This window comes from Methylobacterium sp. 190mf (assembly GCF_900107945.1).
In the GTDB taxonomy this organism is placed as follows: Bacteria; Pseudomonadota; Alphaproteobacteria; order Rhizobiales; family Beijerinckiaceae; genus Methylobacterium.
On the sequence record NZ_FNVI01000011.1, the window covers coordinates 96907 to 121426 of the forward strand.

The following is a 24520-nucleotide window of genomic DNA, read 5'->3' on the forward strand; positions in this document are numbered from 1 at the left end:
TCAGGAGTTCCATGCCATGGCGAACCAGCCACAGGCGACGCGTCGCTTCCGGCTCCGCGACATCGTCGAGGACCGGCGGATCGCGCTCATGCTGGCACTCGGATTCTCGTCCGGACTGCCGCTGCTCCTGGTGCTGGGGACGTTCACGCTCCGCCTCGCCTTCTCGGACATCGACGTCCGGGCGATCGGCCTGTTCAGCTACGTGGCGCTGCCCTACTCGCTGAAGTTCCTCTGGGCGCCCGCGATCGACCGCCTGAACGTGCCGGTGCTGAGCGCCCGGCTCGGGCGCCGCCGCGCCTGGATGGTGACGACGCAGGCCGCGGTCGCCCTGTGCCTGATCCTGATGGCCTTCTCGGACCCGAAGACCAACCTCGCGCTCCTGGGCCTCGGCGCCTTCCTGGTGGCGTTCTGCGCGGCCAGCCAGGATGTCGTGATCGACGGTTGGCGCATCGACGCCGCCGGCAGCGACTTCCAGGGCATCCTGGCGGCGACCTCGAACCTCGGCTACCGCCTCGGCCTGATCAGCGCCGGCGCCGGCGCGCTGTTCATCGCCTCCGCGGGGGGCTGGACGCTGGCCTACCTGATCATGGCCGCCCTCATGCTGGTCGGGATGATCGCCGCCCTGCTGGCCCCGGCCTTCGACAGACCGCGCGCGGCCCCCGCCGAGACGCCCGGCCGGTCCCGGTTCTGGTCGATGCGCCGCGCCATCCTGGAGCCGCTAACCGAGTTGCACGGCCGGTTCGGCGGCGCGCTCTGGGGCATCCTCCTGCTCGTGGCCCTGTTCCGGCTGCCCGACTTCCTGTCGGGCGTCATGGCGAGCCCGCTCTACCGGACGCTGGGCTTCGACCTGAAAGAGATCGCCACCGTCACCAAGCTCTACGGCATCTGGGTCGGCATCGCGGGCGGCTTCGCGGGCGGCTGGGCGCTGGCCCGGTTCGGCCTGTTCCCGACGCTGCTGCTGGGCGCCTTCCTGGCGGCAGCCTCGCACCTCGCCTTCGCGTGGCTGGCGGCCGGCGCGCCCGAGATTTGGCGCCTGACTGTGGCCATCTCGATCGAGAACTTCTGCGGCTCCTTCGCGGGGATCGTGCTGATCGCCTACATGTCGAGCCTCACCAGCCCGGCCTACGCGGCGACGCAGTACGCGTTGTTCTCCTCGCTCTACGCGCTGCCGGGCAAGCTGATCGCGGGCTCGTCGGGCTTCGTGGTCGCGGCGATCGGCTACCCGGCCTTCTTCGTCATGACCTCCCTCGTGGGAATCCCCGTCCTCGTGCTCTGCCTCGCGGTCGGGCGCCGGAGCGGTCGGGTGGAGGCCGCGGCCCCGGCGCGGGACGCCCAGGAGCCGGGGAACCGCATCCCGGGGCCCGAGCTTCCTACCACGGCGCGCGCCCCCGGGGCCGCGTGAGCGGGACAGATCCAGGGATCGACGGATGAGCACGAGCGACCTCACCCGCGCCGGCGAGACGCTGCCGGCCGAGACGCCAGAGATAGCGCTGAGCGACGCGGATCTCGCCGCCCTGCGCCGCGCCGTGCAGGTGCTGGAGCGTCCGAGCCTCGCGGCGCGGCTCTCCGCGGCGGCCGGCGCACCCCTCGACATCATCGGCCGATCGCTGCCGACCCCGGTCACCGAGGCTGTCAGCCGCAGCACCGAGGTGGCCATGCGGGGCGCGCTGCGCGTCGCGCTGGCGACGCTGCCGCGCAAGGAACTCGTCCCCGCCGAGGGCGAGGGTCTCGGCGGCGTGGCCGCGAAGGCCGAGAGCCGTCTCGCTCGGCTGCTCGGCTCGGGCGACGCCAAGCACAAGGCGATGGCCGCGCTCTCGGGCGCGGTCGGCGGCGCGTTCGGCCTCGCGACGCTGGCGGTCGAGCTGCCGGTCTCGACCACGCTGATGCTGCGCTCGATCGCCGAGATCGCCCGGGAGGAGGGGGAGGATCTCGAGACCCCCGAAGGCGCGCTCGCCTGCGTGCAGGTCTTCGCCCTCGGCGGCCGGGCCATGGCGGAGACCGAGGCGGGCTCGGCGCTCACCGAGAGCGGCTATTTCGCGGTCCGCGCCGCGCTGGCCAAGACCCTGTCGGAGGCGGCCCGCTACGCCGGGAGCAAGACGCTCCTCGACCAGTCGGCCCCGGCGCTGATCCGCTTCACCGCCCAGATCGCCGCGCGCTTCGGGCTCGTGGTCTCCCAGAAGGTCGCCGCGCAGGCGGTGCCGATCCTCGGCGCCTTCGGCGGGGCGGCGGTCAACACAGCCTTCATGAACCACTTCCAGTCGACCGCGCGGGCGCATTTCACCGTGCGCCGCCTGGAGCGCGCCTACGGCGCCGCCGCCGTGCGGGCCGCCTACGAGGTCGAGAAGGCGGCGCTCGGGATCGCTTGATCCGCCCGCGCTAAAGCCGCAAGGATCCGCGCCATCCGCACGGGGCGGAGGCACGGAGGCGGCTCTGATCGGCAACGGCGAGATGGTGGCCCGGCTGGCGCTGGCGGCCCTGTTCGGCAGCGTGGTCGGCCTGGAGCGCGAGCGGCTGCTCTGGGCGGCCGGCCTGCGGACCCACATGCTGGTCTGCGTCGGCTCCTGCCTGATCATGCTGGTCTCGGCCTTCGGCTTCGCCGACGTGCTGGGAGCCGAGCACGTCGTCCTCGACCCGTCCCGGATCGCCGCGCAGGTCGTCTCCGGCATCGGCTTCCTCGGCGCGGGGACGATCCTGCTCCGCGGCGAGGTGGTGAAGGGCCTCACCACGGCCGCGAGCCTCTGGGGCGTGGCGGCGATCGGGCTGGCGATCGGCAGCGGCCTCTACGTGCCGGCGCTCGCCGCGACGGCGCTCATCGTCGGGATCCTGGCCGGCGTGAAACCCTTCGAGGAGCGCTGGCGCGACCGGATGCGCGCCCAGACGCTGCGGCTGACCGCCAAGCGCGGCACCATGTCGATCGACACCCTCCAGGCGGCGACCGGCGAGCGTGCCTCGCGCGTCCGGACCTTCACGGTCCATCCGGGGCCCGACCCGGACCTCGACGAGGTCACCGTCACCTTCGTGCGCCTGTCGCGGACGAGCTTCGAGACCATCGCGGCGAAGCTGCGGGCGATGCCGGACGTCATCTCCGTCGACGTGGCGGAGAGCTGACGGGGGGTGACGCGGGGGCGTGCCGCCGCCGGGGCTCAGAACGTCCCGGCGCCCTCGCCGTCGAGGAACAGGCGGTAGGCCGGGTTCTCGGTCTCGTCGGTGGCCGGGTAGCCGAGCGCCTCGATGACGGCGTCGAAGCGGGCGCGCTCGGCCGGCGGCACCGCGATCCCGGCGAGCACCCGGCCGTAATCGGCGCCGTGGTTGCGGTAGTGGAACAGCGTGATGTCGAAGTCCGGTCCCAGCGCTTCGAGGAACTTCATCAGCGCGCCCGGCCGCTCCGGGAACTGAAAGCGGAACAGGCGCTCGTGCGCCACCCCCACGGCCCGGCCGCCGACCATGTAGCGGACGTGGACCTTGGCCATCTCGTTGTCGCTCATGTCGAGGACGCGGTAGCCGGCGTCGCGCAGGGAGCCGATCAGCGCCTGCTTCTCGCGCTTGCCGCCGCCGACGTTGATGCCCACGAAGATCTGCGCCTCGGAGCCCGGGGCGTGGCGGTAGTTGAACTCGGTGACGGCGCGCGGGCCGAGGGCCTGGATGAAGGCGCGATAGGCGCCCGGACGTTCCGGGATGGTCACGCCGATCAGGACCTCGCGCTGCTCGCCGATCTCGGCGCGCTCGGCGATGTGGCGCAGGCGGTCGAAGTTCAGGTTCGCCCCCGACGAGATGGCGATCAGCGTGCCGTCGCCGCCCTCGCGCTCGGCGTACATCTTGGCGCCGGCGAGGCTCAGCGCCCCGGAGGGCTCGGACACCGCGCGGGTGTCGTCGAAGATGTCCTTGACCGCGGCGCACATGGCGTCGGTGTCCACGGTGATGACCTCGTCGAGGTGCTCGCGGCAGAGCCGGAAGGTCTCCTCTCCGGCCTGCCGCACCGCGACGCCGTCGGCGAACAGGCCGACGCTCGGGAGGCTGACCCGGGTGTCGGCCGCGAGCGCGGCGGCCATGCAGGCGGCGTCCTCGGGCTCGACGCCGATCACCTTGGTGCCGGGCCGCAGGTACTTCACGAAGGTGGCGATCCCGGCGGCCAGCCCGCCGCCGCCCACCGGCACGAAGATCGCCTCGATCGGGCCGGTATGCTGCTCCAGGATCTCCTTGCCGATGGTGCCCTGGCCGGCGATCACGTCCGGATCGTCGAAGGGGTGCAGGAAGGTCAGGCCCTGCTCGGCCTCGAGGATCTTGGCCTGCGCCAGGGCCTCGTCGAAGGCGTCGCCGTGCAGCACGACCTCGGCCCCGCGCGCCCGGCAGGCATCGACCTTGATCGAGGGGGTGGTGCGCGGCATCACGATGACGGCCCGCGCGCCGAGCTTGGCGGCGGCGAGGGCGACGCCCTGGGCGTGGTTGCCCGCCGAGGCGCAGACGACGCCGCGGGCGATCTGGTCGGGACGCAGGCCCGACATCTTGTTGTAGGCGCCGCGCAGCTTGAACGAGAAGACCGGCTGGAGATCCTCGCGCTTGAGCAGGACCGGCCGGCCGAGCCGCTGCGTCAGGCGCGGCATCGGATCGAGGGGGCTCTCGATCGCGACGTCGTAGACGCGGGCGGTGAGGATCTTGCGGATGTAGTCCGTCACGGTGTGCAGTCTCGGCCGATGCGCGGGGCGATGCCGGCCAGATAGACCCTCCGGCCCGCGGATGCGAGCGCGCCCCGCGCGCGGCAGGTCAGCCGAGACGGTCCACCAGCGCCGCCACCCAGACGAGCAGCGCCGCCATCTGCGCCATGAAGGTGCCGGCGGAGGCGAGGTCCTTCACGGTCCCGATCATCGGGTGATGGCCCGGATGGACGTGGTCGCAGAGCTTCTCGACGGCGGTGTTCAGGAACTCCGCGGCCAGCATCAGCAGCAGGCTGACCATCAGGGCGACGCGCACCCAGAGCGTCGCGCCGAGGAACAGCGCGACCGGGATCCCGAGCGCCAGGAGCACGAGTTCCTGGCGCACGGCCCGCTCGGTGCGCGCGCCGTGGCGCAGGCCGCGCCAGGAATTGAGGAATGCGAGGACCAGGGCGTTCATCGGATGGCGGCCTCCGGCACGGACCGGCTGATCCACTTGGCGAGCAGCGGGCCGGTGAGCAGCACCACGAACAGGCGCAGGGTCTGGACGGCCAGCACGAAGGAGACGTCCGCCTTCGAGCCGACCGCGATGATCGCCACCGAGTCGAGGCCGCCGGGGCTCGTGGCGAGGATCGCGGTCAGCAGGTCGATGGGCAGCAGGAGGGTCAGTCCCCAGCCCCACGCCGCGCAGAGGGCGATGACCGAGAAGGTCGCCGCCAGGATGCCCGGCAGGGCGGTGACGGTCAGGCGCAGCGTCTCGCGGGTGAAGCGCAGGCCCACGTAGATGCCGATGCAGGCGTAGGCGAGTTCGAGGAGCGGCACCGGCAGCGCCATCCGGACGAGCCCGGTGGCGTGGAGCAGGCTGCCGAGAACCATCGGCCCGATCTGCGCGCCGGCCGGAACCCGCAGGGCGAGCGCCGCGCCCGCGCCGACGACGGCGACCGCGAGCGTCGCCAGCAGCGAGAGCGGACCGGTGACCTCGCCGGCGCCGGCCGACGCCCCCGGGACCGGGGCCTCCATCAGGAAGCGGGCCGCCAGCGAGGCCGAGAACACCACGGCGGCGACGCGCACGTACTGCATGAAGGCGACGAGGCGCGGATCGGCGCCGAAATCCTCGGCCATCGCCACCATGGCGGAGGCGCCGCCGGGGGACGAGCCCCAGGCCGCGGTGGTCCCGGGGAGCACGCGCAGGCGGGTCAGGATCCAGCCGACGAGGCCGCTGACCGCGACGGTGACCAGCACGACCGCGACGATGAGCGGCCCGTCCTCCATCAGGGTCTGGGCGATCTGCCCGGTGACGGCGTGCGCGACGAGGCAGCCGATCGCCGCCTGGGAGGCCTGGAACGCGGGCCGCGGGACGCGCAGGCGCGAGCCGCCGACGCCGAAGGCGATGGCCGCGATCATCGGCCCGAGCAGCAGCGCGGCCGGGAATTGCGCCTGCATCAGGCCGTACGACACGGCCGCCGACGCGGCGGCGAGGGCGGCCCAGAGGCCGAGGGTGCGGAGAGGGGGCAAGGCGACCGATCGGGAGAGGCCCGCTTCAGCCGGCAGGCGTCAGGCGCGCGCTATACCGCAATATTGGCCCTGTCACGGCAGAGTTTCGGCACGGCGCCCCCGCGCGGAATTCAGGGCTCGCGCGTGAGGGCCGCGAAGGCGGCGTCGAGGCGCGCCCGGGCATCGGCCAGGCCCTTGCGGCGGGCGTCGAGCCAGTCGCGGTCGGTCCGCAGCCGCGTTTGCGCGGCGCCCAGCATCCGCCGGACCTCCGCGGGCTGCGGGCCGCCGAGCCCCTTCGCGGCGTCGATCATGCCGCGGGCCGACAGCGCCGCCCGGAAGCGGGCCTCGTCGAGGGGCAGGTCCGGCTTCAGCCCCGACCCCGCCGCGGCCTCGGCGTAGATGCGCCGCACCTCCGGGAAGGGCAGGTCGGCCGGGCGCAGGTCGTGGCTGCGGCCGTAGCTCACGAGCTCGGACGCGAAGTGGTGGCCGAGCCGGAACGGCACGTCGGCCTCGCGCTGGAGCGTGTCGGCGAGCTCGGTGGTGGTGGAATAGTCCGCCGCGACCTCGTCGGCGGCGCGCGCCCGGTCCACGACCAGCCCGTCGAGGACGCGCGTCCAGCGCCGGCACATCTCGGCGGCCTCGGCCAGGGTCCGCCCCGGCGGCTCGGCCTGGTTGCGCTTGTAGTCCGGCATGCCGGAATCGACGTTGTGCGCCATGATGACGAAGGCCTGGGCGGCCCCCACGACGTCGCTGGCCTTCATGCGCAGGCTGTAGAGCGCGACGGGGTTGCGCTTCTGCGGCATGATGCTGCTCGGCCCGGTCAGCGCGCCCTCCCGCAGCAGGATCCAGCGCCGGGTCTGGTGGTACTGCGCGTAGAGGTCCTGCGCGAAGCTGCCGGCCGTGGTGGCGAGGTTCGCCGCGAGCCCGGTCAGCTCGAGCCCCATGTCCATGGGCGCGAGTTGGCCGGAATCGTAGCTGTTCTCCACCGGCGCGTCGAAGCCGAGCAGCGCCGCCAGCCTCTCGCGATCCACCGGGAAGCTCGACGTGCCGAGGGCGGCCGCGCCCAGGGGCGACAGGTTCAGCCGCGCCCAGGTCTCCCGGAGGCGGTCGGCGTCGCGGGCGAGGACGGACGCGTAGCCCAGGTAGACGTGGCCGAGCGTCGTCGGCTGGGCCTGCACCCCGTTGGTGTAGGCCGGGACGATCGTGTCGGCCTCGCGCTCGGCCACTGCCAGCAGGGCCGCCCGGGTCTCGTTGAGCGCCTTGGCCAGGTTCAGGAGACGGTCGCGCTGCTCGAGCTTCAGCACCGTCGGGATGATGTCCTGGCGGCTGCGCCCGGAATGCATCCGCGTGGCGTCGGCCCCCTCGATGGCGGTGATCAGCGGCTCGATCCGCAGGTAATCGTCCGGCCGCTCGGCGCCCGGCTTGGCGGCGTCGGCGGCGACCTGGTCGAGGGCGCGGGCGACGGTCGCGCCCAGCGCCCGCGGCACGATGCCGGTCTCCACCGTCATCACCAGGGAGGCGCGGTTGATCTGGTCGATCCGGGCGAAGCTGTCCTTCGGCTCGGCCCGCGCGCCCGCGGGGATCAGCAGCCCCAGTACGGCCCAGACCATCGTGCGCCGCATCGAGCCGCTCCCTGTCGTCACCCCTCCTGATAGACCGGTCGCGGCCCCTCTTCCTATTCACAACCGCTCAAGGTGGGCGTCCGCGGCGGCTCAGGCGACGGCCTCCCCGTCGCGGCAGGCGGCCGTGCCCGCTGGCGCGTGCGCCCGGAAGAAGGCGGCCAGGCTCGCGAGGCCGGCGGCCCGCGGATCGCTCGCGCGCCAGACCAGCGCGATGGTCCGACCGGGACCGTCGACGTCGAAAGCGCGGGTCACCGTCAGGCCGCTGGGATCGGGGCTCGCCGGCACCGCCAGGGCCGGGAGCAGCGTGTATCCGGCGCCCGCCGCCACCATCGAGCGGAGCGTCTCCAGGCTGGTCGCGTGGCGGCCGACCGAGGAACCGGCGCCGCAGGCCGCGATCGTCTGGTCGCGCAGGCAGTTGCCCTCGTCGAGGAGCAGCAGGTCCGGCCCCGCGATCTCGTTGGCGGAGAGCGCGCCGCCCCGGGCGAGGGTGTGCTCGGCCGGGCAGGCGAGCCAGAACGGTTCCACGAAGAGCGGCGAGACCGCGAGCCCGTGCGACGGCAGCGGCAGCGAGACCAGGGCCGCGTCGATGCGGCCGTCGCGCAGACCCTCGACGATGTCGGCCGTGCGCGATTCCGACAGCGAGAGCATCAGCAGCGGGTACTGCTCGCGCAGGGGCCGCAGCACCAGCGGGAAGAAGTAGGGGCCGAGCGTCTGGATCGCCGCCAGCACGAGGCGCCCGGTGAGCGGCGAGCCGCGCCCCTCGCTGGCCAGGGCCAGGAGCCGCTGCGCCTCCGCCAGGACGACCCGCGCCTGCCGGACGATGGCCTGGCCCGCCTCGGTGAGCAGGATCCGCCGGTTCGAGCGCTCGAACAAAGTCAGGCCGAGCGCGGTTTCCAGCTTACGGACCTGCACGCTCAGCGTCGGCTGGCTGACGTTGCAGCGCTCGGCAGCCCGGCCGAAATGCCCCTCGTCGGCGACGGCGACGACGTATTCGAGATCGCGGAGGGAGAGGCCGGCCAGATTCATAGGCTGCGTCTATCAGAACCTTTGTGACGATGCATTTGCCTCGGGGTCACGCCCCGGTCATAACCCTTCACCAGAACGGTTCCAGGCTGACCCCGCTGTCCACCGAGAGCCTTCGCAGTACGGAGAGACGGTACGCATGAGCGATCAACGCCCGATCCTGACCACCCGCCAGGGCCATCCGGTCCGCGACAACCAGAGCACCCGCACGGTCGGTGAGCGGGGCCCGGCCACGCTCGAGAACTACCAGTTCATCGAGAAGATCACCCACTTCGACCGCGAGCGGATCCCGGAGCGCGTCGTCCACGCCCGCGGCGCCGGCGCCCACGGCTGGTTCGAGGCCTACGGCAAGATCGGCGACGAGCCGGCCTCCAAGTACACCCGCGCCCGCGTGCTGAACGAGACCGGCGTGAAGACGCCGATGTTCGTGCGCTTCTCGACGGTCGCCGGCGCCAAGGAGAGCCCGGAGACCGAGCGCGATCCGCGCGGGTTCGCGGTCAAGTTCAAGACCGTCGACGGCAACTGGGACCTCGTGGGCAACAACCTCAAGGTCTTCTTCATCCGCGACGCGATCAAGTTCCCCGACATGATCCACGCGTTCAAGCCGGACCCGGTGACGAACCGGCAGGAGGCGTGGCGCTTCTTCGACTTCGTGGCCCAGCACCCCGAGTCGATCCACATGGTGACGCACCTGAAGTCGCCCTGGGGCATCCCGGCCAATTACCGCGAGATGGAAGGCTCGGGCGTCAACACCTACAAGCTGGTCAACGACCAGGGTGAGGCGGTGCTCTGCAAGTTCCACTGGGAGCCGAAGCAGGGCGTGCGCAACCTGACCTCGAGCCAAGCCTCCGAGATCCAGGCCAAGGATGTCGGCCACGCGACCCGTGACCTGTACGACAACATCAAGGCCGGGAATTTCCCCGAGTGGGAATTCTGCGTCCAGATCATGCCGGACGGCCCGAACGACCACCTGTCGTTCGACCCGCTGGACGACACGAAGCTGTGGCCGGTGGACCAGTTCCCACTGCTGCCGGTGGGCCGCATGGTGCTCGACCGCGTGCCGGACAACTTCTTCGCCGAGGTCGAGCAGTCGGCCTTCGGGACCGGCGTGCTGGTCGACGGCATCGACTTCTCGGACGACAAGATGCTGCAGGGGCGGACGCTGTCCTACTCGGACACGCAGCGCTACCGCGTCGGCGCCAACTACCTCCAGTTGCCGATCAACGCGCCGCAGCCCGGCGTGAAGGTCTACTCGAACCAGCGCGACGGTCAGATGGCCTACACGGTCGACGGCACCGGCCCTAACAAGCACATCAACTACGAGCCGTCGACGCTGGCCGAGGGCCTGCGCGAGGCGCCGAAGCCCGCCAAGGACTACCACCAGCCGGTGGAGGGCCGCCTCGGGCGCTACCAGACCTCGCGGACCGAGGACGACTACACCCAGGCCGGCGTCCGGTACCGCTCGTTCCAGGATTGGGAGCGCGACGACCTGATCGCCAACCTCGTGGCCGACATGAAGCAGTGCCCCGAGCCGATCCGGCTGCGGATGGTCTGGCACTTCTGGCACGCCGACGAGGATTACGGCCGCCGCGTCGCCGAGGGCGCCGGGATCGATCTGGAGAAGGCCAAGGCCCTGCCGCCGCTGCCGGGTCGCGCCGCCCCGGGCAAGCGCCTGCAGTCCGAGACCCTGACCGACGGCTCGCAGGCCCACCGGGTCGCCGCCGAGTAAGCCTCGCGCGCGCGCTCATCGACACAGCCCCGCGCGGTCACCCGGCCGCGCGGGGTTCTCGTTTGCGGAACGGACGGGGGCGAAGATGGCGAGTGTCGTGCACCGCGGGCCCGGCCCGAACGCCGTCATCGGCGGCATGCGGGTCACCTATCTCGCGCGCAGCGACGAGACGGCCGACGGCCTCGGCATCTACCGCGTCGCGATGGATCCCCGGACGCCGGGCGCGGGACTGCATCGCCACGCCCGGCTGACCGAGACCTTCTCGGTCGAGGCGGGCCGGCTCGCCCTGAACGTCGACGGTGCGGACCACGACCTGGGACCCGGCGATTTCGCGCTCATCCCGCCCGGCGTCGCGCACGCCTTCGCCAATCGCGGCGACCGCCCGGTGCGCTTCACGCTGAGCTTCGCGCCGGCCCTCGGCCGCGAGGGCTTCTTCGACGGTCTGGCCCGCCTCGCCGCGGAGGGACGGCTCGGCGACGCCGCCGCGATGACCGACCTGATGGCCCGCTACGATCAGGAACCGCTGGCCGGGTTCGCCGGCTGGAGTTCGGTCAGCGGCTGAGCGGCCGGATCCCGCGGCTCGGGTTCGGCCGCGCTGACCTTCCGGTCGCGTCCGGCGGCGAGCCCGATCAGGATCGCCGCGACGGTGATGCCGACGAACAGGGCGCCCGGCACGGTCCAGCCGCCGGTCGCCTCGTGGGCGAGACCGAAGACCAGCGGCCCCAGCGCGGCGCAGGTGTAGCCGATGCCCTGCGCCATGGCCGAGAGGCCGGCGGCGCTCGCGGCGTCCGCGGCGCGCAGCACGATCAGGGTCAGGCCCAGCCCGAAGCAGCCGCCGATTCCGAAGCCCAGCGCGCAGGCGGCGGGGATCCGCAGAGAATCCGCCCCGAAGGCGAGGACCACGAAGGCGGCGGCCGTCAGGCCGGGTATCACGACGATCCAGGCGCGCTGGTCGCGGGCGCGGGCCGCCAGCATGGCAACGAGCAGGGCGCCCGGCGCCTGCACCAGCGTCGCCAGCGAGGCGTAGAGCCCGGCATTCAGCGGCGTTAGCCCGCGGCCTTGCAGGAGCAGCGGCAGCCAGCCGAACAGGATGTAGGCGAGCGACGATTGCAGGCCCATGAAGCCCGTCACCCACCACGCCAGCGGGTTGCGGAGCAGCCGCCCGGCCGAGGGCGCGGCGGTCGAGGCGGTCCGGCGGGCGAACGGGATCCACACGAAGGCCGCCACCAGCGCGGGCAGCGACCAGATCGCCAGGGCGGAGGGCCAGCCGCCCCCGAGGGCGTGCTGCACCGGCACCGAGGCCCCGGCGCCCGCGGCCGCGCCGAGGCACAGGGTCATCGTGTAGAGGCCCGTCATGAGGCCACCGTTGCCGGCGAAATCGCGCTTCACCAGCGCCGGCAGCAGGACGTTGTCGATCCCGATCCCGATGGCCGCCAGCGCCGTCCCGGCGAAGAGCGGCACGAGGCCGCCGAGACCGCGGAGCGTCAGGCCGGCGACGAGAATGGTCGAGCCGGCGAGCACCGCGAGGTCGGGCCCGATCCGGCGGATCAGCGGCGCGGCCAGCGCGCAGGCGATGCCGAGGCACAGGACCGGCAGCGTCGTGAGGATGGCGGCGCCGCCGGCGCCGAGCCCCGTGCCGTCCCGGATCGTCGCCAGCAGGGGGCCGACCGTGCTCAGCGCCGGGCGCAGGTTGAACGCGACCAGCATCAGCGCGAGGCCGAGCAGGAACCGGTTGGCGGTCGCCCGGTCCTCGCTCACGGCCGCCGCCGCGCGATCACGGCCCCGCCCAGGCAGGCGGCCAGCATCAGCGCGAAGGCGGCGTCGCCGAACTGACCGTAGAGCGTGCCGCCGACGATGCGGGCGGGCAGGTCGGCGTCGAGCCAGGTCTCGGTGTCGAGCGCGGTGCGGGCGACGACGCGGCCGTGCGGGTCGATCACCGCGGAGATCCCGGTATTGGCGTCGCGCACGAGCGGCAGCCCCTCCTCGACGGCGCGCAGGCGCGCCTGGGCGAGGTGCTGGCGCGGCCCCGGCGTGTCGCCGAACCACGCGTCGTTGGTGACGTTCAGGATCAGCCCCGGCGGCTGCGGGGACGGCGCGGCGTGCCCGGCGGGCAGGATCGCGCCCGGGAAGATCGCCTCGTAGCAGATCGTCGCCGCGACCGGCGGCAGGCCCGGCACCGTCAGGATCCGCTGCCCGGCGAGCGTCCCGGCCGAGAACCCGCCGGGGATCGCCACGAACTGGCGCAGCCCCACGGCCCGCAGGGCGGCGTCGAGTGGCGCGGGGAGGTACTCCCCGAACGGGACGAGGTGGACCTTGTCGTAGCTGTCGGAGATCCGGCCGTCCGGGCCGATCACCAGGACGGCGTTGTAGAAGCGCAGGCGCTCGCCCGGGAGCGGCTCCTCGGCGCGGGCCGCCCCGGTGATCAGGTGCTGCCCGGGCTTGAGGCCGGCCGCCACCTTGGCCAGGGCGTCGGGGTCGCGCTGGATCAGGAACGGGAAGGCCGATTCCGGCCAGACGATGTGGGTCGGCTCCGGCGCACCGGCCTCCGTCGGGCGCTGGCTCAGCTCGATGTAGCGGTCGACGATGTCGGCCCGGTTCTCGGGCCGGAACTTGGCGTCCTGGGGCAGGTTGGGCTGGACGAGCCGCAGCCGGACACCCGCGACCACCGGGTCGGGCGGACCGAGCCGCTCGGCCCCGTAGAGCGCCAGGCCGGCGAGGACGATCGCGGCGGCGACGCTCGGCCCGAACCGCGCGCGCGGATTCGCGCCGGTGGCGAGCGTCGCGGGCGCCGCGCAGACCAGCGCGGCCAGGATGCACAGGCCGTAGAGCCCGATCGCCGCCGCCCCCTGCATCAGCCAGAGGTTCTGGGCCAGCGCCATCCCGAGGGTGTTCCAGGGGAACCCCGTGAACAGGTGGCCGCGCAGCCAGTCGGCCGCGCCGAGCCCGAAGGCGAGGGCGGCGATCCGCGCCGCGCCGCGGCCCCAGAGCAGGCCCGCGGCGCCGAAACCGGCGCCGTAGAACAGGCCGAGGACGAAGGGCAGGCCGATCACGCCGAGCGGCAGGGCCCAGAGGAACTCGTCGGCCTCGACCAGGAAGGCCTGGCCCAGCCACCAGAGCCCGGCAGTGAGATAGCCGAAGCCCCAGGCCCAGCCGATGAGGAAGCAGGGCCCGAATCGCCGGAGTGTCGTCCGACCGGCCGCAGCCCCGTCCTGCAGCCAGACCGCGACCGTCAGGGAGACCGCGAGCGCCGGCAGGAGCCCGTAGGGCGGCATGGCCAGCGCGCCCAGGGCGCCGGCAAGCCACGCCAACCCGAGCCGGCGCCAGCCGGTCAGGCGCGCGATCGCCAGCACCGCGCCGGGCACGCGCGCCCGCTCCGGATCGGACATGGGGCCCGGCATCGGCCCGCGCATCGGTGCGCCGGCCGCCGCGGGCGACCGGGCGAAACCGTCCACCAGACCCGTCACGCCGCGACCGTCACGGGTGCGGCGTCTCGGCGACCGGGGCGTTCGCGGGCGGCGGCAGGGCGAGCGGCACGACATTGCCGATGCGCGCCGCGCCCTTGTGGAACCGGAGCCGCTTCAAGCGGCGCGGATCGGCGTCGAGCACCTCGAACTCGAGGTCCCCGGGGCCGGCGATCAGCTCGCCGCGCGACGGGACGCGGCCCGCCAGCGTCACGATCATGCCGCCCAGCGTGTCGATCTCCTCGGCCATCTCGCCGACGGCCGCGACGAGGTCGACGCCTGTCACTTCGGAGACCTCGGCCAGCGGCGTGCGCGCGTCGGCCACGAAGACCTCGCCCTCGCCCTCGACGCGCTGGACGTACTTGTCCTCGGCCACGTCGTGCTCGTCCTCGATGTCGCCGACCACGACCTCGATCAGGTCCTCGATGGAGATCAGCCCGTCGGTGCCGCCGTACTCGTCGATGACCAGCGCCATGTGGGTGCGGGTCGCCTGCATCCGCACCAGCAGGTCGATCGCCGGCATGGAGGGCGGCACGAACAGGACCGGCCGCTGGATGCGCGCCGCCGCCAGCGTGGTCGTCAGGTCGACTTTGCCGAGGTCCAGGCCGCGCGGCAGGCGCGACGCCGGCCGGCGCGGGCGCGGCGCGGCCGGCGCGTCCGCCGCGCCGTCGGCCGCGAGTTCGGCGGGCTTCGAGACGGCGGGCGCGCTGCGGCGGGCCGGCTCGGCCTTGGCGGCGATGTGGTCGACGAGGTCGCGGATGTGGACCATGCCGCGGGGATCGTCGAGGGTCTCGCCGTAGACCGGCAGCCGGGAATGGCCGGCCGTGCGGAACAGCTTGAGCAACTCGCCGAGGCTCGTGTCGTTCGAGACGGCGACGATGTCGGCCCGGGGGACCATCACGTCGTCGACGCGCACCTTGTGCAGGCCGAGGACGTTCTTGAGCATGACGCGCTCGAGCGGGGTGAGGCCGCTCTCGCCGGCGTCCGGCTCTGCCAGCGCCTCCTCAAGACCCTCGCGCAGCGAATCGCGCGGCTTGAGATGGAGCGCCTGGAGCAGGCGGTCGTACCAGGGCTCCCGGTGCTGGGACTCGCCCTCGGTGGAACTGGGCGCGGCCAGGGCCGCGCCGCGACTTCGATCGTTGCTCATGTCTCTCGGGTCTGGGGTCGCTCGGACGTCGCGCGCTCAGGCATAGGGATCCGGGATGCCGAGGGTCGCGAGTGCCGCGACCTCGAGGGCTTCCATGGCATCGGCCTCGGCCTCGCCGATCTCGTGGTCCTGACCGAGACAATGCAGGGTGCCATGGACGAGGAGGTGGGCGAGGTGATTCTGGAGCGGCTTCGACTGCTCGGCACTCTCGCGCACCAGGGTCTCGTACGCAAGGACCACGTCGCCGAGGGGCGCGGCGGTCCCGGCATGCCGCGGCTGCGGGGCGGCCGGGAAGGACAGGACGTTGGTGGGCTTGTCCTTGCCGCGCCAGGTCCTGTTGAGTTCCCGGACGGCGGCGTCGTCGGTCAGCAGGACGCTGACCTCGACGGGACCGTCCGGCCTCTCGGGGGCGACGGCGAGCCCGGCCTCGACGGCGCGGGTGACGAGGGCCTCGAGGTCCGGAACCGCCGTCTCCCAGCGCGCGTCCTCGACGGCGAGGTCGATCTCGTGGGGCATGGTCACGCCAGGGGCCGGCGGCGGGGATTCGGGTTGCGGTCGGCCTCCGCGCTGCCGTGGGCGGCGCGCTCGTAGGCGGTCACGATCCGGCGGACGAGGTCGTGGCGGACCACGTCGACGTCCTTGAACCGCACGTGCCCGATCCCCTCGACGCCCTCCAGCACACTGACCGCTTCCACGAGGCCGGATTTCTGGCCCGGCGGCAGGTCGATCTGGCTCGGATCGCCGGTGATGATCATGCGCGAGCCCTCGCCCAGGCGGGTGAGGAACATCTTCATCTGCATGGAGGTGGTGTTCTGCGCCTCGTCGAGCAGCACCACCGCGTTGGTGAGGGTTCGGCCGCGCATGAAGGCGAGCGGCGCGATCTCGATCTGGCCGGTCTGGAGGCCGCGATCAACGTGGCGGGCCTCCATGAAGTCGTACAGGGCGTCGTAGATCGGGCGGAGGTAGGGGTCGACCTTCTCGCGCATGTCGCCCGGCAGGAAGCCCAGGCGCTCGCCGGCCTCGACCGCGGGCCTGGACAGGATCAGCCGCTCGGCATGGCCCTGCTCCAGGAGCGACACGGCGTGGCCGACGGCGAGCCAGGTCTTGCCGGTCCCGGCCGGGCCCTCGGCGAAGACCAGCTCGTTGGTGCGCAGGAGCTTGATGTAGGCGTCCTGCGCCGGGTTGCGCGCCCGCACGGCCCCGCGCTTGCGGGTGGCGATCTGCTCGAAATGCGGCCTGTCGGCCTCGGCCGCGATGACCTCGGCCGGGAACAGGGTCGCTTGCGCCGTGGCCTCGCGGATTGCGCCGTCCACGTCGCCGAGGGTCAGCGTGCTGCCGCCGGTCCGCACCCGGGCGTGGAGCTTCTGGAACACCCGCCGCGCCGTCTCGGCGGCGTCGGCCGGCCCCTTGATGACGAGGTGGTTGCCGAGCGCGGTGGCGGTGACCTCCAGCCGGCGCTCGATATGGGCGACGTTCTGGTCGTACTGGCCGAAGACGAGGCTCGCGAGGCGGTTGTCGTCGAAGGTCAGCGGCACCTCGACCGCCTCGTCCGATCCGGCCGGCCGCGCCGCCGGGCCGCGCCCCTTGAGCGCGCCGCGCGCGCCCGCACCGTCCGACGCGCTCAAGCCGCCATCCTCGCCATCATCCCGACCGCTCCGCTCCTCACGCCGCCGCAGCCGCGGAGACGAGTTCCCCGAACAGACTGTTGGACCCCGCCTCGGTGATCCGCACGGGCACGACCTGTCCGATATGGTGAGGCGCGGCGTCGAACTGGACGGCCAGCAGGTGCGGCGTCTTGCCCGCGACCTGACCGGGATGCCGCCCGGGTTTCTCGACCAGAACGTCGAAGACCCGGCCGACGGCCGCCCGCTGATAGGCGTGGCGCTGGCCGTCGAGGAGCGCCTGCAGCTCGGCGAGCCGGGCCGCCATCACGGCCTCCGGCACCTGATCGGTGCGGTCGGCGGCCGGCGTTCCGGGGCGCGGGCTGTACTTGAACGAGAAGGCGCTTTCGAAGCCGACGTCGCGCACGAGCCGCAGGGTCTCGGCGAAGTCCGCGTCGGTCTCGCCGGGGAAGCCGACGATGAAGTCGGAGGACAGGGCGATATCGGGCCGCGCCGCGCGGATCCGGTCCATCAGCCGGCGGTACTGGTCGCCGGTATGCTTGCGGTTCATCGCGGCGAGGATCCGGTCGGAGCCCGACTGCACCGGGAGGTGCAGGTAGGGCATCAGGGCCGGCACCTCGGCGTGCGCCCGGATCAGGGCGTCGTCGAAATCGTTCGGGTGGCTCGTCGTGTAGCGGATCCGCGCGATGCCGGGGATCTTCGCCACCGCGCGCACCAGGTCGGCGAGGCCCGCGGGCGCACCGTCGGGGCCGTCGCCGTGATAGGCGTTGACGTTCTGGCCGATCAACGTGATCTCGCGGACGCCCCCGTCGGCGAGCTTCTCGGCCTCGGCGAGCACCGCCGCCACGGAGCGCGAGACCTCCGCGCCCCGCGTGTAGGGCACCACGCAGAAGGCGCAGAACTTGTCGCAGCCCTCCTGAACGGTGAGGAAGGCCGACGAACCCAACGTCCGCCGGCGGGGCAGGTGGTCGAACTTGTCCTCGACCGGGAACTCGGTGTCGACGACGCGGCGCTCGCGGGAGCGCGCCAGCAGGTCCGGCAGCCGGTGATAGCTCTGCGGGCCGACGACCACGTCGACGGCGGGCTGGCGCGCCTGGATCTCGGCGCCCTCGGCCTGGGCGACGCAGCCCGCGACCACGATGCGCGTGTCGAGGCCCTGCGCCTTCCGCTCACCCTTGAGCACGCGCAGGCGGCCGAGTTCGGAATAGACCTTCTCGGCGGCCTTCTCGCGGATGTGGCAGGTGTTGAGGACGACGACGTCCGCGTCCTCGACCGTGTCGGTCGCCGTGTAGCCCTCGGCGCCGAGGACGTCGGCCATGCGGGCCGCGTCGTAGGCGTTCATCTGGCAACCGTAGGATTTGACGAAAGCCTTCTTCAACGCGCGCCGTCCCGAACCGTCCGATGATCCTTGCACCCGCCCCGCGGGGCCCGGCACGCGGCCTGTAGCACGGATCGCGGGGGCCGTCGCGGCGCCCGAAACGCGACCGGCCGCCCGAGGGCGGCCGGTCAGAGGCTGTCGCGGTCGAACCGGCCTCAGTGGGCGGCCGGCGCCGCCGCGGGCAGGTCGATGACCATCTGCTGGAAGAACGGCACGTAGGCCTGCAGCATCACGAACAGCCCGACGAGGCAGGCCAGCGCGATCGAGTGCCAGAACACGAAGCGCAGGATCTTGCCTTCCTGGCCGAAATAGCCGGTGGCCGTGGAGGCGACCACGATCGACTGGGCGTCGACCATCTTGCCCATCACGCCGCCCGACGAGTTCGCCGCCGCCATCAGCACGCCCGAGAGGCCGAGCTGCTCGGAGGTGATCCTCTGGAGGCCGCCGAACAGCACGTTCGAGGCCGTGTCCGAACCCGTGAGCGCCACGCCCAGCCAGCCGAGCAGCGTCCCGAAGAACGGGTAGAGGATGCCGGTGCCCGCGAAGGCCAGCCCGAGCGTGGCGTCGACGCCCGCGTAGCGGGTGAGGACGCCGAGCGCGAGCATCGCCGCGATGGTGATCAGCGAGTAGCGCAGGGCCCAGATGGTCTCGAAGTAGGCGGTGACGAGGCGTAGCGGCGAGAACCGCATGATCAGGCCGGAGATGATCGCCGCGATCAGCACGCCGGTGCCGGTGTACGACATGTAGGTGAACAGGAAGACCGCGCCCTCCGGCACCGGCTTGGCCACCACCGGCGGCACCTTCATGATCACGTTGTGCAGGCCCGGCACCTCGTATTTCCAGGTGAAGAGCGGGTTGACGATGCCCTTGAACCAGCCGGTCCCCCAGATGGCCACGACGATCGACAGGATGATCCACGGCACCCAGGCCATCAGGATCTCGCCCTGCGAGGCGGTGCGGGCGCCGGTATGGACCGGGGGCGTGCCGGGCACGCCGGCGCCGAGCGCCACGGGCCGCGGACCGGCGACGGCGAGCGACGGATCGTGGCCGCGCAGAGCCGGCGACGACCAGATCTCCTTGGGCTGCCAGACCTTCAGGAACAGCACGAGCGCGAGCATCGAGGCGAGCGAGGCGCCGATATCGACGATCCACGGGTTGACGTAGTTCGAGATCAGGAACTGCGCGACCGCGAAGGAGGCGCCGCAGACCAGGATCGGCGGCCACACCCGGATCATGCCGCGGAAGCCCGCGAACACCCAGATCAGCCAGAACGGCACGATCAGCGAGAACAGCGGCAGCTGCCGGCCGATCATCGCGCCGAGGATCTCGGGCGGGTAGCCGGTGACCGAGGCGAGGCCCTGGATCGGCGCGCCGAGCGCCCCGAAGGCCACCGGCGCGGTGTTGGCGATCAGCGACAGGCCGGACGCGGCGAGCGGCGAGAAGCCGAGGCCGATCAGGATCGCGCCCGTGACGGCGACCGGCGTGCCGAAGCCGCCCGCGCCCTCGAAGAAGGCGCCGAACGCGAAGGCCACCAGGAGCAGCTGCAACCGCCGGTCGGCCGTGATGCCGGCCACGGACTGCTGCAGAATCGCGAACCAGCCCTTCTCCACCGTGAGCCGGTAGAGGAAGATGACGTTGAGGATGATCCAGCCGATCGGGAAGAAGCCCGTGACCATCCCGAGGATGGCGGCGCGGGTGGCGAGATCGGTCGGCATGCCGAAGCCGACGATGGCCACCAGCATGGCGAGGCCGAGGGCGATGACGGCCGCGATATGGGCCTTCACGCGCCCGCTGGCGATCATGGCGAGCAGTGCGATGACCGGCACTGAAGCGGCGAGCGTCGAGAGCCACGGGCTCCCGAACGGGTCGTAAACCTGGTTCCAGGTTTGCACCGGGCGTCCTCCAATAATTTCCGTCTGTTCCGGATTGCGGCCTAGCTAGCAGACGTGTTCCGGCCGCTCAATGCGTTGAATCATGTATTCTGACGGTGATTCCACCGGCTTTCTCTCGCGCGGATCGGCGGATCCGCCCGGTCGAACAGCGACGAGCTGGTCTCGAAAGGATCAGACCCGTCCGGAACAGGCGTAAAGTCTGGAGCTGAGACAGGATTCCGTTCGCATCCAAGAGCTTAGGCGTGGAGAAGCAGGCGGCGCGTACCTTCCTCGGTGCCCGGATCGCGGGCGCGCCCGTCACGGATCCCGACGCGGGAGCAGCGTCCGGCGCAGCGCCGAGGGTTCAGACCGGCGCGATCTCCGGCCCCTGGAGACCGATCTCCGGGGCGGCCGGCCGCGCGTCGGGTGCCGGGGCGGTGCCGGCGCCCGTGCCGGCGCCCCGCAGGGCCGCGCGCACCTCGGCTTCGGCGGCCGCGGTGGCGACCTTCCGGTCGGTGGTCGCCTCGAAGGGGATCGGCGCGCCCCAGACCACGTGCACGTCGATGGGGCCGCCCTGCACGAAGGTCGCGAGGTGCGGCACCAGCTCCATGTCGCCGTACCACGCGATCTCCGCGCGCTCGGCGCGCGTGACCGGCAGGCCGTTGCGCCGTGGATAGGCGATGGCGAGCGGCTGGAGGCGCACCCGTCCGCGCCCGGCCTCGGCCTGCAGCGCCGCGCGGGCGGCGCCGACGAGGGAGGAGCGGAACGGCAGGAGGCGGGTCCCGTCGCCGGTGGTCCCCTCCGCGAACAGGACGACCAGCTCCCCCTCGGCCAGGCGGTGGCCCATGGCGGTGCTGACGCTCGCGGTCGCGCCGCGGCGCTGCCGGTCGATGTAGATCGTCCGCTGGAGCCCCGCGAGGACGCCGATCAGCGGCCAGCCGGCGATCTCGGACTTCGCCACGAAGGAGAGCGGCCGCAGCGAGCCCACCGCGATGATGTCGAGCCACGAGACGTGGTTGGCGAGCACCAGCGCCGCCTCGCCGGGGGCCGGGGGCGTCCCGCTCTGCGTGACCCGCACCCCGAACAGCCACAGGAAGACGCGGTGGAACAGGATCGGCGCCAGGGTCGCGCGGCGGCCGAGGAGCCGCAGGGCGATCCAGTGGGGCGGTCCCAGCACAGCGAAGGCGAGGGCGAGGGCCGCGACGCGCCAGGCGATGCCGAGGCGGCTCACGGCGTCACAGGTCGGCGCTCATCGTCAGCGCGGTCGCCCGGCTGCCGTCGGCCTTGAGATAGTAGCCGGTGCGCGAACCGACCTGCCGGAAGCCGTGCCGGGCGTAGAGCCGCAGCGCGGGAGCGTTGCCCTCGTCGACCTCCAGATGCACCCGGGCGACGCCGTCGAGGGCGAGGCTCGCCAGGTGCTCGCGGAGCAGCTTGCGGCTGTGGCCGCCGCCGCGCAGAGCCGGGGACAGCACGACCGTCAGGATCTCGGCCTCGTCGGCGGCCCGGCGCGAGAGCACGAAGCCCTGGAGCACGCCCGCGCGCCAGAGGGCGTGCGCGTGGGTCGAGCGCTCGCAGAGCATCCGCTCGAACTCGTGCGCGTCCCAGGGCCGCGCGAAGGCGGTCGCGTGGAGGCGGGCGAGGGCAGGGGCCTGCGCGGCGTCGCGGAGCGGCGCGACGTAGGGCTCCGGGGTCAGCGCGTCCCACCACGCGAACCACCAGTCGAAGGGCCAGAAGGGCAGCGGGCGCGTCATCGCCATGCGATCCGCGCGTGGTCCTGCGGCCGGGCATCCGGCCCCCGCAGGTAGAGGGGCCGCGCCAGGGCCTGCGCCGGGTCGGCGACGAGGCCGAGGGAGGCCACCGCCGCGATATCGGGACCGCCGACATGGGCGACGCGCGCCGCGACGCCGCGCGCGGCGAGCGCGGCAGCCAGCATCGGCGCGCCGGAGCCGGTCAGCACCACCGGGCCGTCGCCCAGCTGCTCGGCCGCCGCCTCGACGGCGAGATGCGCGGGCGCGAGGCCGTCGCCCGGTCCGAGGGCCTGCACGTAGACGGCGCCGTGGCGGGCGTCGATCACCGCGGCGATCGTGCCCGCGACGGTGTCGGCCAGGAGCGGCGCGAGGAGCGCCGAGAGGGTGCCGACGCCAACGACGGGCTTGCCGGTCGAGAGGCCGATGGCGCGGGCCGCCGACAGGCCGACCCGCAGCCCGGTGTAGCTGCCGGGCCCGACCGTCACGGCGACCCGGTCGATCGCCTCAAATCCGCCCTCGACCCGGGCGATCACCCGCTCGATCAGCGGCAGCAGGGATTCCGCGTGGCCGCGCGCCATGGGCAGCGACTCGGCGGCGAGAGGCGCCTCGGACTCCTCCGCCATGACGCAGGCGGCGCAGGTGTCCAGCGCTGTGTCGATGGCCAGGATACGCACGCTCACTCCCACAGGCCGGTCCGCGCCGACGGTTGCCTCCCTGCGCCGCGACGGGCGCGAAGAGCCTCCAGCGTTAGAGCAAAACCGCCGCCTCGTCAGCGGCGGGGCGCCCGCACCGGGCGGATCACCGGTAGAGTGTTGCCGGCTTGCGCCGGTGCGCGCCCGCGGCCTCGGACGGGTCCGGCGCACCGGCCCCCCCGCTCCGCCGCGAAGGCGGGAGCCGGGGGGCAGCCGAGTGCCGTTCCGGCCCTCCGGCGTGCCGCCCGCACCGCGGCGCGGGCGCAAATCCTCAGATCGCCTGGACCTCGCGGATCTCCGGCAGGAAGTGCCGGAACAGGTTCTGCACGCCGTGCCGCAGGGTCGCCGTGGAGGACGGGCAGCCCGAGCAGGCCCCCTTCATCTCCAGATAGACCACGCCCTCCTTGTAGCCGCGGAAGGTGATGTCGCCGCCATCGCCCGCCACCGCCGGGCGCACCCGGGTCTCGAGCAGGTCCTTGATGGTCACGACGGTGTCGTGGTCCGCCTCGTCGTAGAACTCGTCGCCCGGCTCGATCTCGCCGTGGCCGCCCTCGGCCATCACGGGCGCGCCGGACTGGAAGTGCTCCATGATCGCGCCGAGCACCGCCGGCTTGACCTGCGCCCAGTCCGAGCTGTCCTCGGCCTTGGTCACCGAGATGAAATCGTGGCCGAAATAGACGCCCGCCACGCCCGGGACGGTGAACAGAGCCGCGGCCAGGGGCGAGCGGGCGGCGGCCTCGGCGTCCCGCGCCTCGAAGGTCGATTCCGCCAGCACGACGCGGCCGGGCAGGAACTTCAGGGTGGCCGGGTTCGGCGTGGCTTCGGTCTGGATGAACATGGTGGCGATACTCCGCTGCGCCGGTTCAAGGCCGGCCGGGACAGGCGCCGCGAGGCGCCGCCTCCCATGTGGACCGGCGATCGGATTTTCTCAACCTGTCGTCCGGTCCCGCCGGCGCGCGAGAGTGGACATTCGGCCGACGGCGCGACAGGACGAACGCCGTCGAACGCCAGAGGAGCCGGCAGTGGACATGACCGCGGACCAGACCCTCGCGCAGGACTTGCTGAAGGATCTGCGCGAGGCCCAAGCCAAGCTGGACGCGGCGCGCGCGGAAGCGGCCTCGCTCAAGGTGCTGCTCGCGCTGCGCACGCATCAGCACGACCAGGCCTGGCAGGAGGGGCAGCGCCTCGCCGCGGCGCTCGCGGAGGCGCAGACCCGCGCGGAGGCGGCCACGACCGCGCGGGCCGAGACGCAGGTGGACGCGCAGGCGAACGCGGCCGCGTCCGAAGCCGCCGCGATGGCCGACGAGCGCACCGAGGCGGTCCGGACCGTCCTGGGCGCGGTCCTCGCCAGCATCGGGCACCGCGCCCTCGACCGGCGGCGCTTCCAGGACCTGATCGCCCGGGCCGGCCGCGAGGCGCCGGATCAGGGTCCGGGCGCGGCCCGGCACGCCGTGCTGCTGACCGAGGCGCGGCGGGTGCTGGGGATCGCCCAGTAGGGCGGCCCGAAGCGCGCGCGCACCGCGACCGGTCGCCGGCGGCAGGGTTAACCGACGCTTAACCCGGCTCTCCCATCGTCGTCCCCGGGACGGACAGGAGATCGACCGCATGCTGATCAGCGAGCACCACGTGCGCGAGTGCGCCTACTACATCTGGGAGAACGAGGGCCGGATTCACGGGCACGCTGCGGCCCACTGGATCCGCGCCGAGTCCGAGCTGCGCGCGAACGCGATGCTCGCGGCCGCCGCGTACGAGACGGTCGAGGCCGCCAAGCCCGTCGAGGCCGCTGCGAAGGCCGCGCCGGTGAAGACCGCCGCCAAGCCGGTCGCCAAGACCGCTGCCACCAAGACCGCCATTGCCAAGCCCGCCGCTGCCAAGCCCGCCGCGTCGAAGACCGCCGCTGCCAAGCCCGCGGCCGTGAAAGCCGCCGCGAAGCCGGCGGCCCCGAAGCCCGCCCGCGCCTCCAAGGCCGCGGTGACCGCCGGCCTCGCCGCCAAGGCGAAGCCCGCCCGGACCCCGGCCTCGATGCACTGAAGGGTCGGCGCCGCGGCGCCACCACGGCCTCTCCCGAAGCCCGCCCCTCGCGC

Annotated in this window: 23 protein-coding genes; 7 read left to right on the forward strand and 16 right to left on the reverse strand. The window is 73.0% G+C overall.

The window, feature by feature from the left end:
* Nucleotides 1–16 precede the first annotated feature (16 nt).
* From C4T42_RS14880 to C4T42_RS14890, 3 genes are all read left to right on the forward strand, one after another.
* Complete coding sequence (locus C4T42_RS14880; protein WP_056522528.1) at nt 17–1402, forward strand: AmpG family muropeptide MFS transporter; 1386 nt, start codon at nt 17–19, stop codon at nt 1400–1402.
* A 25-nt stretch (nt 1403–1427) separates the two neighbouring features.
* A complete protein-coding gene (locus tag C4T42_RS14885) occupies nt 1428–2366 on the forward strand; it encodes an EcsC family protein (RefSeq protein WP_103985319.1) in 939 nt (312 codons plus the stop codon).
* Between the two features lie 82 nt (nt 2367–2448).
* Nucleotides 2449–3108 carry an MgtC/SapB family protein gene (locus C4T42_RS14890; RefSeq protein ID WP_103985320.1) on the forward strand — a complete coding sequence of 220 codons (660 nt, stop codon included), beginning with the start codon at nt 2449–2451 and terminating at the stop codon, nt 3106–3108.
* Between the two features lie 35 nt (nt 3109–3143).
* Here the strand turns inward: C4T42_RS14890 and ilvA are convergent, their stop codons facing one another.
* The 5 genes from ilvA to C4T42_RS14915 all read right to left on the reverse strand — a co-directional run bounded on the left by ilvA (nt 3144) and on the right by C4T42_RS14915 (nt 8791).
* A complete protein-coding gene (ilvA, locus tag C4T42_RS14895) occupies nt 3144–4760 on the reverse strand; it encodes a threonine ammonia-lyase, biosynthetic (RefSeq protein ID WP_348529870.1) in 1617 nt (538 codons plus the stop codon).
* A 1-nt stretch (nt 4761) separates the two neighbouring features.
* The gene (locus C4T42_RS14900; RefSeq protein WP_020093477.1) at nt 4762–5109 is read right to left on the reverse strand and encodes a diacylglycerol kinase; all 348 of its coding nucleotides are present in this window, start codon (nt 5107–5109) and stop codon (nt 4762–4764) included.
* The gene (locus C4T42_RS14905; RefSeq protein WP_020093476.1) at nt 5106–6164 is read right to left on the reverse strand and encodes an AbrB family transcriptional regulator; all 1059 of its coding nucleotides are present in this window, start codon (nt 6162–6164) and stop codon (nt 5106–5108) included. The genes C4T42_RS14900 and C4T42_RS14905 overlap by 4 nt, the downstream gene beginning before the upstream one ends.
* A 110-nt stretch (nt 6165–6274) precedes the next feature.
* Nucleotides 6275–7765, reverse strand: coding sequence for an argininosuccinate lyase (locus C4T42_RS14910; protein ID WP_103985321.1), 1491 nt, complete (start codon nt 7763–7765; stop codon nt 6275–6277).
* A 90-nt stretch (nt 7766–7855) separates the two neighbouring features.
* Nucleotides 7856–8791, reverse strand: coding sequence for a LysR substrate-binding domain-containing protein (locus C4T42_RS14915; protein ID WP_056522542.1), 936 nt, complete (start codon nt 8789–8791; stop codon nt 7856–7858).
* 136 nt (nt 8792–8927) lie between these two features.
* On the opposite strand from C4T42_RS14915, the gene C4T42_RS14920 reads away from it, so the two are divergent.
* Together C4T42_RS14920 and C4T42_RS14925 are read left to right on the forward strand one after the other, a co-directional pair.
* The gene (locus tag C4T42_RS14920) at nt 8928–10517 is read left to right on the forward strand and encodes a catalase (protein WP_103985322.1); all 1590 of its coding nucleotides are present in this window, start codon (nt 8928–8930) and stop codon (nt 10515–10517) included.
* An 85-nt stretch (nt 10518–10602) separates the two neighbouring features.
* Nucleotides 10603–11079: a cupin domain-containing protein gene (locus C4T42_RS14925; protein WP_103985323.1), complete on the forward strand. Its 477-nt coding sequence runs from the start codon at nt 10603–10605 to the stop codon at nt 11077–11079.
* On the opposite strand, the gene C4T42_RS14930 is transcribed toward C4T42_RS14925, so the two are convergent.
* From C4T42_RS14930 to C4T42_RS14980, 11 genes are all read right to left on the reverse strand, one after another.
* A complete protein-coding gene (locus C4T42_RS14930) occupies nt 11031–12275 on the reverse strand; it encodes an MFS transporter (RefSeq protein ID WP_103985324.1) in 1245 nt (414 codons plus the stop codon). The two genes, C4T42_RS14925 and C4T42_RS14930, sit on opposite strands and share 49 nt — an antisense overlap.
* Nucleotides 12272–13903, reverse strand: coding sequence for an apolipoprotein N-acyltransferase (gene lnt / locus C4T42_RS14935; protein ID WP_244603206.1), 1632 nt, complete (start codon nt 13901–13903; stop codon nt 12272–12274). The genes C4T42_RS14930 and lnt overlap by 4 nt, the downstream gene beginning before the upstream one ends.
* 88 nt (nt 13904–13991) lie before the next feature.
* Nucleotides 13992–15125 carry a hemolysin family protein gene (locus C4T42_RS14940; protein ID WP_091680042.1) on the reverse strand — a complete coding sequence of 378 codons (1134 nt, stop codon included), beginning with the start codon at nt 15123–15125 and terminating at the stop codon, nt 13992–13994.
* Between the two features lie 36 nt (nt 15126–15161).
* On the reverse strand, nt 15162–15641 hold the full coding sequence (gene ybeY, locus C4T42_RS14945) for an rRNA maturation RNase YbeY (RefSeq protein ID WP_026604977.1): 480 nt from the start codon (nt 15639–15641) through the stop codon (nt 15162–15164).
* A gap of 2 nt (nt 15642–15643) precedes the next feature.
* Nucleotides 15644–16660, reverse strand: coding sequence for a PhoH family protein (locus C4T42_RS14950; protein ID WP_244603212.1), 1017 nt, complete (start codon nt 16658–16660; stop codon nt 15644–15646).
* Between the two features lie 127 nt (nt 16661–16787).
* Complete coding sequence (miaB, locus tag C4T42_RS14955; protein WP_020093466.1) at nt 16788–18125, reverse strand: tRNA (N6-isopentenyl adenosine(37)-C2)-methylthiotransferase MiaB; 1338 nt, start codon at nt 18123–18125, stop codon at nt 16788–16790.
* A gap of 155 nt (nt 18126–18280) precedes the next feature.
* Entirely contained in the window at nt 18281–20017 is a 1737-nt protein-coding gene (locus tag C4T42_RS14960; RefSeq protein WP_056522564.1) for an L-lactate permease, read from the reverse strand.
* 343 nt (nt 20018–20360) lie between these two features.
* Nucleotides 20361–21227 carry a lysophospholipid acyltransferase family protein gene (locus tag C4T42_RS14965; RefSeq protein WP_091977043.1) on the reverse strand — a complete coding sequence of 289 codons (867 nt, stop codon included), beginning with the start codon at nt 21225–21227 and terminating at the stop codon, nt 20361–20363.
* A 4-nt stretch (nt 21228–21231) separates the two neighbouring features.
* Complete coding sequence (locus C4T42_RS14970) at nt 21232–21747, reverse strand: GNAT family N-acetyltransferase (protein WP_012317649.1); 516 nt, start codon at nt 21745–21747, stop codon at nt 21232–21234.
* A complete protein-coding gene (gene tsaB / locus C4T42_RS14975) occupies nt 21744–22418 on the reverse strand; it encodes a tRNA (adenosine(37)-N6)-threonylcarbamoyltransferase complex dimerization subunit type 1 TsaB (protein ID WP_103985372.1) in 675 nt (224 codons plus the stop codon). The genes C4T42_RS14970 and tsaB overlap by 4 nt, the downstream gene beginning before the upstream one ends.
* Before the next feature lie 289 nt (nt 22419–22707).
* Nucleotides 22708–23274 (reverse strand): NifU family protein, encoded by a 567-nt coding sequence (locus C4T42_RS14980; RefSeq protein ID WP_103985327.1) that lies wholly within the window; start codon nt 23272–23274, stop codon nt 22708–22710.
* 190 nt (nt 23275–23464) lie between these two features.
* Between C4T42_RS14980 and C4T42_RS14985 the strand changes: the two genes are divergently transcribed.
* On the forward strand, nt 23465–23932 hold the full coding sequence (locus C4T42_RS14985; RefSeq protein ID WP_091680183.1) for an atp-dependent helicase: 468 nt from the start codon (nt 23465–23467) through the stop codon (nt 23930–23932).
* 109 nt (nt 23933–24041) lie between these two features.
* The gene (locus tag C4T42_RS14990; RefSeq protein WP_103985328.1) at nt 24042–24467 is read left to right on the forward strand and encodes a DUF2934 domain-containing protein; all 426 of its coding nucleotides are present in this window, start codon (nt 24042–24044) and stop codon (nt 24465–24467) included.
* Nucleotides 24468–24520: the final 53 nt, after the last annotated feature.